Below are 11,742 nucleotides of genomic sequence, written 5' to 3'. Positions count from 1 at the left end.
AGCATGCTGGTTTTGAGTCGACGCGTCGGAGAGAAACTCCTCATCGGTGATGACATTGTCATCACCGTCATTGACACACGTGGCGACGGCGTCCGGTTAGGGATCGAAGCCCCCCGTTCCACCAGCATCCACCGGGCAGAAGTCGTCGAAGCGGTCACCGCATCCAACGAGTCCGCAGCCGTCAGCGCAGCGCAAGCAGATGACGCACGCGACAAACTTCTCCAGGCCCTAGGAACCCCACCGCCCACGCCGCGCCCCCAGGCGGGTGAAGGCCACAACTGATCGTTGATCTTTCACTCATGATGTTGTCAATCTAGCCGATCTCCTTTGGTGTCGGGCAATGAATGCCCGACCCGATTGAGGAGGTTGCCATTGGACGGCATGGATGAGATTGTCCGGGAATTCCTGATCGAGAGCAACGAAAACCTCGATCAACTGGATCAAGATCTCGTAGCACTCGAAAGTGAACCAGGATCACGTGAGCTGCTGAGCTCCGTGTTCCGGACCATTCACACCATCAAAGGGACAAGTGGCTTCCTCGCCCTGTCAAACCTCGAAGCAGTCGCACACGTTGGCGAGAACCTCCTCGTCGAACTACGTGACGGCAAACGAGACATGGACAAGCAAACCGCTGACGTCCTCCTCATGATGGTCGACACCATTCGGGCACTGCTCACTCAACTTGAAGAGACAGGCACCGAAGCCGGCCTCGACACGACCGACACGGTTGCCGCCATCCAAGCAACCCTCGACAACAAGCCACTGCCAGGAGCCGCCCCCGCGACCCCAGAAGCAGACAACACTGACGCCGACAGCCCCACCCCCACGGACGCAGTCGATCTCAGTGCGGACACCATCCCGGCAACGGACAGTGCTTCCCCCACCCCGGACCCCACCCCCGTGATCGCCACCGAACCGCCCGCTGCACCCACCCCGGAACCAGCTCCCGCATCGGTTGTCGCACACGCGCAGGATGGACCGGTTACTCTCACCGACCCCACACCCCAGGCGACGGGCATCGTGACACGACAAACAGCAGCCAGCCCAGAAACGGCACCGGCCACCCCCACCCTCACCGAACGGCGAGTCACCTCAGACTCCTCCATCCGCGTGGACGTTGATCTCCTCGATGAACTCATGCGGCAAGTGGGAGAGCTCGTCCTGGTCCGCAACCAAATTTCTCAGCTCGCCGGATTCGACTCCGGTGACCTCCTGCGCTCCTCTCAACGGTTGTCACTTATCGCTTCGGAACTGCAAGAAGGGGTTATGAAAACCCGGATGCAGCCCATTGAGCACATCTGGTCCAAGATGCCTCGCGTTGTCCGCGACCTCGCAGCCGCCTGCAAACGAGACGTCCGACTCGACATGGTCGGTGGAGATACCGAACTTGACCGGTCTCTACTCGAATCAGTCAAAGATCCGCTCACCCACCTCGTGCGTAACGCTATCGACCACGGAATCGAAGCACCAGAACGACGTGTTGAGGTAGGAAAACCACGCACCGGTGCCCTCACCTTGCGCGCCTACCACGCATCTGGTCAGGTCATGGTCGAAGTCATCGATGACGGTGCCGGAATCGATCCGGAAAAAGTTGCGGCCAAAGCAGTCGAACGGGGACTGAAAACCGCCGAACAACTCGACCAAATGACACCCAGCGAAATCCAGAACCTCGTGTTCCTCGCCGGGTTCTCCACCGCCGCACACGTCACCAACGTCTCCGGGCGTGGTGTCGGTATGGACGTTGTTCGCTCCAATATTGAAGCAATCGGCGGAGCAGTTGAAGTTGAGTCAGAAGTAGGACGCGGCACCACCTGGCGTCTTCGCATCCCTCTGACACTGGCCATTATGCCGGCGCTCACCGTGCAATCAGGCAACGAAATCTATGCGATCCCTCAAGTGAACCTCCAAGAACTCGTTGCGCTCGACACGGAAAAAACGAAATCCGCGATCGAGCACATCGGGTCCGCTGAGGTGTACCGACTTCGTGGGGCACTACTTCCACTGGTTCGCCTCTCACGCGTCCTTGGGAAAACGGACGACAACGAAGGAACCGCCGTCATCGCTGTGCTCCAAGCCGACAACCAACGTTTTGGTCTCGTCGTAGACAAGGTCATGAACAACGAAGAAATCGTTGTAAAACCACTGGCCACGGCGCTGAAGAACATTGGAATCTATGCTGGTGCAACCCTCATGGGTGACGGAGCAGTGGCGCTCATCCTCGACATCCAGGCGATTACTCGACGTTCTTTGAACGCAGAAGGCGCAGACGTCCTTGGTGCACGCATCATTGAGGAAGCAACCACCACCTCAAGCGACACCACCGAGTACCTTGTTGTGTCAATCGGTGAAGCAAGACGGGTCGCCATCCCGCTCGACGCGGTCACCCGACTCGAACAGATCAGCCCCGACCGTATCGAATCTGTGGCTGGACGCGAAGTCATGCAATACCGTGACTCCATTGTTCCAGTCCTACGGCTCGGCCGGTACCTGGGGGTGTACTCCGACGGTGCTGCTGAAGAAATCCAACTGGTTATCTTCACTCACGACAACCGCACCGTTGCCATCCACGTCGAAGAGATCCTCGAAATTCTCAACGACACTGGTGCCGTCCGCTCTGAAGTGGCTGACGCAGGACTCCTGGGGTCCCTCGTCCTGTCAGGACGAGTCACTGAACTCCTTGATCTGCCCTCAGCGCTCACCGCAGCGGACCCACAGTTCTACGATGCCCCATCCACCCACGAGCACCAGTTGGCAGGTGTCTGATGTCCACCCAATACGTCACATTCCGCATTGCCGATGCGCTCTACGGACTTGAAGTACTCCGCATCGAAGAAACCCTCGGTCACCATGCACGCACTCCTGTTCCTCTAGCACCACAAGGGATCGCCGGGCTCGTCAACCTGCGTGGACAAGTTGTCATGACCGTGGACCTGCGCCCCAAACTTGGGTTGGAGCCCCTGTCTCAAGACACTGAGTCCATGATGATCGTTGTGGACACTCACGGAGAATCAGTGTCCCTGCTGGTCGACGAAGTCGGTGAAGTCCTCACCCTTGAACAAGAAGACTTCGAAACACCCCCTGACACCCTAGACCCGCACATCCGTGAACTCATCACCGGGGCGTTCAAGCTTGACACTGGGCTCCTGCTCACCCTGGACGTGGATCGCGCTTTAGCAGCCGCGTAACCACCGAACCACCCGGTGGCCCAGCCGACCACGGCTGGGCCACCACCCCACCAGACGAATCGCATTGAGCGCATCGTCTATCCCCTTATGCCCCACCCCCGCCCCACCCCCGCCCACGACTGGAAAAGGACACTCCGTTGAGCATCAGAGTTGTTGTTATTGACGACTCCGTCGTGATCCGACGGCTGGTTGTCCAAGCCCTCGAAACCGACCCAGACATTGAAGTCGTTGCCACCGGCGCGAACGGAAAACTGGGGATCGCCCGCGTGGAACAACACCAGCCCGACGCCATCACCATGGACATTGAGATGCCCGAAATGAATGGTGTCGATGCGGTGCGTGAGTTGCGCAAGAAGGGGAGCCGTACCCCCATCATCATGTTCTCTACGCTGACGGAACGTGGTGCCACGGCCACCCTTGATGCGTTAACCGCTGGTGCCTCTGACTATGTGACAAAGCCTTCCAACGTTGGCTCGCTCCATGAATCACTCAAGGTTGTCGCCGACCAGCTCATCCCCAAAATCAAGGCGCTCGTCCCTCACAAAGCCACCACCCGCACGAGCCGTGGTGGCGTCACGAAACGCCCTGGTTCACCAGTTGCGCCGGGGCAACTGGCGCAAGCAACCGCTCACGCGAGCTTCCGCCAATCCTCGGTGACCACTCGCACCGACGAACACTCTCACCCTATCCGGGCTGTGGTTGTGGGGTCCTCCACCGGTGGCCCAGAAGCGCTATCTACCATGATCAAATCACTGAGCCAGCCACTGCCAGTGCCAATGATCATCACCCAACACATGCCGCCTGTGTTCACGCGGCAGCTTGCCGCACGACTAGATCGCCTCACCCCGAACACGGTCAGTGAAGCATCCGACCGTGCCCGACTTGCCCCGGGGCACATTTACATCGCTCCGGGTGACTACCACCTTGAACTGTCCTACCACGACAACGGGGTGTACACCCGGCTCACCCAAGGCCCTCCGGTGAACTTCTGCCGCCCCTCTGTGGACGTGATGTTCCGCTCCGCTCACACCGTGTATGGACCCGAGCTCCTCTCTGTCATCCTCACCGGAATGGGCTCAGACGGAAAAAATGGGGCTGGTGACATCGCCCAAGCAGGCGGAACCGTCATCGTTCAGGATCAACAGACATCAGTGGTCTGGGGGATGCCCGGCGCAACCGCGACCGCCGGATATGCACACCGCATTCTCCCGATCGCTGAGATTGGGCCCGCGATCCAGGCGATCCTCGCCCGGACAAAGGCGCCCAGCACACCACACAAAGGGGGAGCACTATGACGCTGACCCAGGAGAGCTTCTCCTTCGTCGCGACGCTCGTGCGCACAAAAAGCGCCATCAACCTTGCCCCAGGCAAGGAATACCTCGTCGAATCGCGACTGACACCCATTGCTCGCTCCCACGGCAAAACCGTGGAACAGTACCTTGCCGAGCAACGCTCACGGCTGTCACACTCTGAAGCCGAACGCATTGTCGAAGCGTTGACCACCAATGAAACGTCGTGGTTCCGTGACAATCAACCGTTCACTGCGCTGACCGACCACATCCTTCCCGACCTTAAAGCTCAACGAGGGATGCTTGGCACACTCAAAGTATGGAGCGCAGCCTGTTCAACGGGGCAGGAACCTTATTCCATTGCCATGGTTCTCACTGACTGGTTCACTGCTCAGTCTGGGCCCAAACCCATCACGGAGATTATCGCCACCGATCTCAACCAGGAAGTTCTAGGAAAAGCCCAACGCGGCCGATACTCCCAATTGGAAGTGAACCGCGGTCTACCAGCAACACACCTGGTACGCCACTTTGAACGGGACGGGGCGGAATGGGCGCTGAGCAAGGACATCCGGTCGATGGTGCGCTTTACCCGCCACAACCTGTTGGACCACCCACCCATGGGTGGACCGTTTGATGTGGTGTTCCTTCGCAATGTGCTCATCTACTTTGATGTCCAGGTGAAACGCGACGTGCTCGCCAAGGTGCGCAAAGTCTTGAAGCCTGGTGGCTACCTCATTTTGGGGGCCGCAGAAACGACCGTCGGCGTCGATGACTCGTGGACCCGAGTCCAAGTAGGGCGCAGCTCGATCTACCAGAACACAGTAGGGAAGTGACATGAAAGCACTTGTGATCGACGACTCCCGTACGATGCGGCGCATTGTGTCTGGGGTCCTGAAGAACCTCGGGTTCGAAACCCTGGAGGCCGGTGACGGGCAGGAAGCGCTTGAGGTGATGGAGTCCGAATCTGACATTACCCTGTGCTGCATCGACTGGAACATGCCGGTCATGGATGGTCTGACCTACGTGAAGGAAGTGCGAGCCCGCGCCGAGTGGCGTGACGTCACCCTCATGATGATCACCACGGAGTCTGAACACGGACAAATTGTTCGGGCACTTGCTGCCGGCGCTCACGAATACCTCATCAAACCCTTTACCCCTGAGGCGATCGTGCAGAAGCTCGATTTCCTTGGTGTCCTGCCCGCAAAGGAGCCAGCATGACCAGCACAGCCACCTCCGTGGACAGAGTTCAGATTCTGTCCATCACCCAGGACGTCTTTGCAGCAATGCTTGACGCGGGTGAGGAACTCGCTTTCGAGCGGTTCGAACCCGTTCCTGCGTTTGAGGAACCCCTTGCCGCATGGGTTGATATGCACGCGGTGACTGACTTTGGTGAGATTAGCGTGCGTGCGGTGGTGAACACATCGATGGCCGCTGGTCGCGACATCACCACGGGTCTGCTCATGCTCCCTGCGGGTGAGGAAGTTACTCGCGAGGATCTGGTTGATGCGTTTGGCGAAATTGCGAACGTGGTAGGGGGCAACGTGAAGTCGCTCCTGGACGCCACGGCGAAACTGTCGTTGCCTCAGGTGGCAGATAACGCTCCTGAGCTTGCTGACGCCCAGTTTCTTCAAGACTTAGCTATTGATTGGCGGGAGCACGTCCTCGTCGTCACTCTGTGGCTACTACCCACAACCGATAAGTGAAGGTGGAGTTGACTTATGCGTGTTATTGTTGCTGATGACAGCCGCGTCATGCGTCAGATCGTCATCCGCACCCTGCGCCAAGCGGGCTATGAGGACTGGGACATTCTCGAGGCGACCGATGGTCAGGAACTGTATGACATGACCCTCGACAACAACCCAGATTTGGTACTGTCGGATTGGAACATGCCCAACGCAACAGGCCTTGAAGCGCTCATTGCGTTGCGTCAGGCGGGAAACCAGGTGCCATTTGGTTTTGTCACCTCTGAGGGGTCCCCGGAGATGCGGGCACAAGCTGATCAGGCTGGTGCGCTTTTTCTCATTGCTAAGCCGTTTACCGCAGAAACATTCCAGGAAGCGATAGGTCCGGTGCTCGTATGACAAACCCGTTCGCACAGCAGCTGAAGTCCCCCTTGCCGTCTGCCCAGCAGACGCGGGAACTCTTTGAGGGCCTGCTGGGGCGGACCGTGGACGTACGCACGGGCGCCCCCATGGTTGACCCTGAAGGTCCAGGTGGTGCGGTCGTTGCAGAGTATTTGACGGATAACTTACAGCTCAACGCACTGGTGGTGCTTGATCTTGGTGCGGCCGCCAATTTGGGTGCGGCTCTTGCGTTGATGCCTGCTGCAGTCTCGAAAGAGGTCATGCAGGAGGGCGAACTCAACGACATGATCTTTGAAACCGTGGGTGAGGTCCTCAATGTCACTGCTGCGTTGTTTAACCGTGAGGGATACCCGCATTTGAGGTTGGGGACTATCCACCCTGCGCAGACTCCGTTGCCAGGAGACCTCGCGCCGTGGGTGAAGGCGTACGTGCCTCGCTTGGACTTGCATATTGATGTGTCCGGGTATGGTCGCGGGACGCTTTCGGTGCTTGTGCTGTAACTGTTATTTTTGCGTTTGTGTGCAGGTCAGAGCCCTGTGACCCAGTGGGTTACGGGGCTTTTTCCTGCCCTCATGGTGAGACGTTGTTAAGAGGTCGTGGAAATTTCGGGCAGAATATATGCTCATGGCGAACACCTCCTCCCAGACCACGCAGAAACCTCCTGCGTCCGGTTTCTCTGGCTTCCTTGACCGCACCTATCACATCTCAGAGCGAGGCTCGACGCTCGGCCGCGAAATCCGCGGTGGGCTCGTCACCTTCTTCGCAATGAGTTACATCATTATTTTGAACCCGTTGATTCTGGGGCTTACCCCTGACTCAACGGGTGCTTTTTTGGGGGCTGAACTGGCCACCGGTGACCCAACAGCTGCTGGCGCTGGTATTCCCTTAATTGCAGCTGCCACAGCGCTCATAGCGGGGGTGTTGTCGATCACCATGGGAGCGGTTGCTAACTTCCCCATCGCCTTGGCGGCTGGCCTTGGTTTGAACGCTTTGGTTGCGTACACGATCGTGAAGATGCCGGGGATGACCTGGGTGGACGGGATGGGTTTGGTGGTCCTTGAGGGGATCGTCATTCTTGTCCTGGTCTTGACCGGGTTCCGGACGGCAGTGTTTCGCGCGGTGCCAGCAGGGCTGAAGACCGCTATCTCGGTGGGCATTGGTTTGTTCATTGCGTTCATCGGGTTGGTCAATGCGGGCGTCGTGACTACTCCGGCAATGTTTGACTACGTACCGGGCAACCAACCGGGAACCCCGGTTCAGTTGGGGACATCCAAGTCCATTGATTCATTGCCCATGCTGGTCTTCTTCTTGGGGCTTTTGGCCATCATCATCTTGACGGCGCGGAAGGTTCGCGGGGCGATGCTGTGGTCGATCCTTGGGGCCACGGTTCTTGCTGTCGTGCTAGAGCAGACCTTAGAGATTGGTGCGAAGAACCAAGGGACTGGCGCTGGGGATAACCCGGCAGGCTGGAACCTCAATGCTCCTGCCCTTCCTGATTCCTGGGTGCAGATTCCAGACTTCTCATTACTTGGTCAGTTCTCGTTGTTTGGGTCGTTCGGCAAGATCGGGATCGTTGCGGTCGTTCTGTTGGTGTTTTCTCTGTTGCTTGCGGACTTCTTTGACACCATGGGCACGATGGTCGCGGTGGGTGGTGAAGCCGGGTTGCTCGATAAGGAAGGCAACCCGCCAAACATTCAACGTATTCTGGTTGTCGACTCTCTGGGCGCAATTGCTGGTGGTGCCGGGTCGGTGTCGTCGAACACGGCATTTATTGAGTCAGCATCTGGCGTGGGGGAGGGTGCCCGAACAGGGCTTGCCCCCATTGTGACCGGGTTAGCGTTCTTGCTGTCGACGCTGTTTGCCCCGGTGGTTCAGTTGGTGCCCTATGAGGCGGCAACACCGGCGCTCGTGTTTGTTGGGTTCCTCATGATGACCCAGGTGACAGGCATCAAGTGGAGTGACTATGAGATCGCCGTCCCAGCGTTCCTCACGATGATTGTGATGCCGTTCACCTACTCGATCACCGACGGCATTGGGATGGGCTTCCTGGTGTGGGTCATCATCAAGATTGTGAAGGGCAAGGGTCGAGAGATCCACCCACTCATGTGGGTGACCACCGCGATGTTCATCATTTACTTCGTGCTTGGACCAATTCAGGATCTGCTGGTGGGCTAGCGCATCTGCACAGACATCAAGCGGGCGGCAGGGACTGTGTGTCTCCTGCCGCCCGCTTGTGCTTGGCGGTTGTTTCCTGGTGTGCCGCTGGCCGACGTGTGCGGCACACCGGTGGGCGTTAGACGGTGAAGCGGGCAACCTGGTTTCGTAGGTCGGATGCCAGGTGGACGAGGTCGCTGACGGATTGGGTCATGTCAGTGACGGTGTCGGCGTTGCTTGCCGATGCGCTGGCGACTTGAGCAATGTTGGTTGCGATGTCCGTGGATCCAGTTGCTGCGTCGGTGACAGAGCGTGACATTTCCGTTGTGGTGGAGGTTTGCTCTTCCACGGCGGAGGCGATGGTCAGCTGGTAGTCGTTGATGGTATTGACAATTCCCGAGATTTCGCTGATCGCTGCGACGGTGTCTTGAGTGTCGGCTTGGATCGCTTCGATACGGCGGGCGATGTCTTCGGCGGCGCGTGCTGATTCACCAGCGAGGTCTTTGACCTCTGATGCCACAACTGCAAACCCTTTTCCTGCTTCTCCTGCGCGTGCCGCTTCGATGGTGGCGTTGAGGGCAAGAAGGTTGGTTTGTTCGGCGATGGAGGTGATGAGTTTGATGACGTTGCCGATTTCTGCGGACGATTGTCCGAGGCGGGCGACACGTTCATTGGTGGATGCTGCAACTCCTTGTGCGTTGGCGGCGACGTTGGCTGCTTCGCTGGAGCTTTGAGCGATTTCGCGGATACTGGCCCCCATTTGTTCTGCGCCTGCAGCCACGGTTTGGATGTTGCGGGACACTTGTTCTGCTGCGGAGGCGGCAACCTCGGCTTGGGATGAGGTGTCTTGTGATGTGGAGCGCACCTGGTCGGACCCGGCGGAGAGCCCTTGGGTGGATTGGGCGATGGTTTCCGCGGAGTGTGCGATGCCGGCGACAAGGTCGCGCAGGTTTGCTTGGGTGCGGCGAAGGTCAGCTGCAAGCTGTCCGATTTCATCGCGGCCAGTGGTGCTTGTTGCGGCGGTGAAGTCGCCATCCCCTGCGGCAGCGAGTGCGGCACCGACGTTGGCGAGTCGCTGTTCAATTTTCTTGGCGATCTTGAGGGCGAAGATACTGGCAATCACAACACCGATGAGCGCTGTCAGGACGATGCTCATCGTTTCGCTGGCGGAACCGCCGTGATTGGTGATCACAGAGACAGCCATGATGGTCACGGCGACGGTGGTGAGGAACATGATGAAGACGACCGTGAGGATCTTCACGAAGATGGGGCGGTCGGTCCACGCTTGGCGTGGGGCGTCCTCAACGGTTGAGGTCTGGCTCATCGGTACTCCGATTGGGTCGAGGGGGTGGCGGGGCAACGGTTGTTGCTTGGGCCAGGACAGGGTGCATGTGCGACGGTCTGCAGGGGGGTGACCGTCGCACATGCTGGGTATCACCGCCGTCGAAGGGGGACACGCGTAGCGTGATCGCGGTGGTGGTACCCGGTCTTGGTGCCGCAGTGTGCCCACGAGGAACGTGTGCGGCGATGCAGTTGTTGGCGGGCGGTGATACGTCACTGTCCACTGCCCTGTTGATCGGCGTTTTGGGAAAAAGTGTGAGCAAAATGTGGCGGCGAGTTGGGGTGAAAGGTTTCCACGTGGATAGTGTTCGGGCGGCAAAGTGGAGGGTAATGTTTGGCTAGCCGACACATTGGCGTTACGTAGATTCCCTTCGTGTTCACGGGGAGTCGCCTAAGATCGAACCGTGGCAAGACATACGGTGTACCGGCTGACGAACACGCTTCAGGAATATGCGTGGGGGTCGCAGCGCGCTATTTTTGATGCTTTTGGTTGGCAGCCGTCAGGGCGACCGGCCGCTGAGTTGTGGTTGGGGGCTCACGAGTCAGCTCCGAGTGTGGCGCGTTGTATTGCTCAGGTTCCCCCGACGTGGCGTGATGCGGTTCCGGCGTCTGTGCGGGTGGGGCCGGACGCGAGTGGTGTGGCACTGGGTGATCTCATCGCGTCTGATCCGCATTTTATGGTGGGTGAGAATGTTGCGGATGTTTTTGGTCCGCGGCTGCCGTATTTGTTGAAGGTGTTAGCTGCTGCGGGGCCGTTGTCGCTTCAGGTTCACCCGAAACCGCACCAGGCGCGTGCGGGGTTTGCTCGGGAGAATCGTGCTGGGGTGGATCGGTTGGCGCCGGAGCGCCTGTATAAGGATGACCAGCATAAACCGGAGTTGATTGTTGCGTTGACGCCATTTGAGGGGCTCAGCGGGTTTCGTCGGCCACAGCGTGCGGGAGAACTGTTGGAGCCAGTCCAGGGCCCTACTGTTCAAGCGATGCGTGAGGTGTTGGCGGGGCCTGGTCTGTCTGATGACCGGCTGCGCGCGGCGTTTGAGCTGGCAGCTGGACTGCGTGACACGGATGCGTTGGAGGAATTGACCGTTGCCACGGAGTCGCTGCAACGGTTTGTCGATGCGGAACGTGGCGCTGGGCGCCGCGTGTCGCGTGGCCATGTCACGGCGTTGGAATTGGCGAAAGCATATCCGGGTGATCCGGGCATGTTGATGTCGTTGTTGCTCAACCGGTTTTCGCTGCAACCAGGTGAGGCAGTGTTCCTGCGTGCTGGTCAAATTCACGCCTACCTCCATGGGTTGGGGGTGGAGATCATGGCGAACTCCGACAATGTGTTGCGTGCAGGGCTGACAACAAAACACGTGGATGTTCCCGAGTTGATGGCGTGCACGGATTTCACTGCCGAGCCTCCGGTACGCCCTTCGCTACGGCCGGTGCCCGGTGGGCTCACGGACTACCGGGTGGGGACCCCAGAGTTCGGGTTGGTGTATGGGGATGCTGCGCATGGTGCTCTGATCACCCATACGGGGCCGCGCATCGTTGTGTGTTTGAACGGGAGCGTAACGATCTCTCACGCACTGGGCGAGTTGGGAACATTGACGGCTGGCCAATCAGCGTTTGTACCACACGGGGTGGGGAGTGTGGCGTTGAGCGGTGGTGGGTCGGTGGCTGTCAGTTACGTTCCATAACCGC

Annotated in this window: 12 protein-coding genes; 11 read left to right on the top strand and 1 reads right to left on the bottom strand. The window is 58.8% G+C overall.

From position 1 onward, the window contains the following. Window positions 1-3 precede the first annotated feature (3 nt). The 10 genes from csrA (at window position 4) to JDEN_RS10040 (ending at window position 8,733) form a co-directional block, all read left to right on the top strand. A complete protein-coding gene (gene csrA / locus JDEN_RS10085) occupies window positions 4-282 on the top strand; it encodes a carbon storage regulator CsrA (protein WP_015772271.1) in 279 nt (92 codons plus the stop codon). A 99-nt stretch (window positions 283-381) separates the two neighbouring features. Next, window positions 382-2,763: a chemotaxis protein CheA gene (locus JDEN_RS10080; RefSeq protein ID WP_226926560.1), complete on the top strand. Its 2,382-nt coding sequence runs from the start codon at window positions 382-384 to the stop codon at window positions 2,761-2,763. After that, a complete protein-coding gene (locus JDEN_RS10075; RefSeq protein ID WP_015772269.1) occupies window positions 2,763-3,185 on the top strand; it encodes a chemotaxis protein CheW in 423 nt (140 codons plus the stop codon). Before JDEN_RS10080 ends, JDEN_RS10075 begins: the two co-directional genes overlap by 1 nt. A gap of 137 nt (window positions 3,186-3,322) precedes the next feature. Next, the gene (locus tag JDEN_RS10070) at window positions 3,323-4,480 is read left to right on the top strand and encodes a protein-glutamate methylesterase/protein-glutamine glutaminase (RefSeq protein WP_015772268.1); all 1,158 of its coding nucleotides are present in this window, start codon (window positions 3,323-3,325) and stop codon (window positions 4,478-4,480) included. Next, on the top strand, window positions 4,477-5,307 hold the full coding sequence (locus JDEN_RS10065) for a CheR family methyltransferase (RefSeq protein WP_015772267.1): 831 nt from the start codon (window positions 4,477-4,479) through the stop codon (window positions 5,305-5,307). Before JDEN_RS10070 ends, JDEN_RS10065 begins: the two co-directional genes overlap by 4 nt. A gap of 1 nt (window position 5,308) precedes the next feature. Next, window positions 5,309-5,692, top strand: a complete 384-nt coding sequence (locus JDEN_RS10060; RefSeq protein WP_015772266.1) for a response regulator — start codon at window positions 5,309-5,311, stop codon at window positions 5,690-5,692. Then, complete coding sequence (locus JDEN_RS10055) at window positions 5,689-6,177, top strand: chemotaxis protein CheX (protein WP_015772265.1); 489 nt, start codon at window positions 5,689-5,691, stop codon at window positions 6,175-6,177. The genes JDEN_RS10060 and JDEN_RS10055 overlap by 4 nt, the downstream gene beginning before the upstream one ends. 15 nt (window positions 6,178-6,192) lie before the next feature. Beyond that, complete coding sequence (locus JDEN_RS10050; RefSeq protein WP_015772264.1) at window positions 6,193-6,555, top strand: response regulator; 363 nt, start codon at window positions 6,193-6,195, stop codon at window positions 6,553-6,555. Then, complete coding sequence (locus tag JDEN_RS10045) at window positions 6,552-7,058, top strand: hypothetical protein (protein ID WP_015772263.1); 507 nt, start codon at window positions 6,552-6,554, stop codon at window positions 7,056-7,058. Before JDEN_RS10050 ends, JDEN_RS10045 begins: the two co-directional genes overlap by 4 nt. Window positions 7,059-7,182: 124 nt before the next feature. Next, window positions 7,183-8,733 carry an NCS2 family permease gene (locus JDEN_RS10040; protein ID WP_041288451.1) on the top strand — a complete coding sequence of 517 codons (1,551 nt, stop codon included), beginning with the start codon at window positions 7,183-7,185 and terminating at the stop codon, window positions 8,731-8,733. Window positions 8,734-8,851: 118 nt separating this feature from the next. On the opposite strand, the gene JDEN_RS10035 is transcribed toward JDEN_RS10040, so the two are convergent. Continuing rightward, entirely contained in the window at window positions 8,852-10,036 is a 1,185-nt protein-coding gene (locus JDEN_RS10035; RefSeq protein WP_015772261.1) for a methyl-accepting chemotaxis protein, read from the bottom strand. Window positions 10,037-10,457: 421 nt separating this feature from the next. Between JDEN_RS10035 and manA the strand changes: the two genes are divergently transcribed. Then, window positions 10,458-11,738: a mannose-6-phosphate isomerase, class I gene (gene manA / locus JDEN_RS10030; protein ID WP_105597258.1), complete on the top strand. Its 1,281-nt coding sequence runs from the start codon at window positions 10,458-10,460 to the stop codon at window positions 11,736-11,738. The last annotated feature ends 4 nt before the right edge of the window (window positions 11,739-11,742 follow it).

Source organism: Jonesia denitrificans DSM 20603 (genome assembly GCF_000024065.1).
Lineage (GTDB): Bacteria > Actinomycetota > Actinomycetes > Actinomycetales > Cellulomonadaceae > Jonesia > Jonesia denitrificans.
This window is presented reverse-complemented; position numbering and strand designations above follow the sequence as displayed.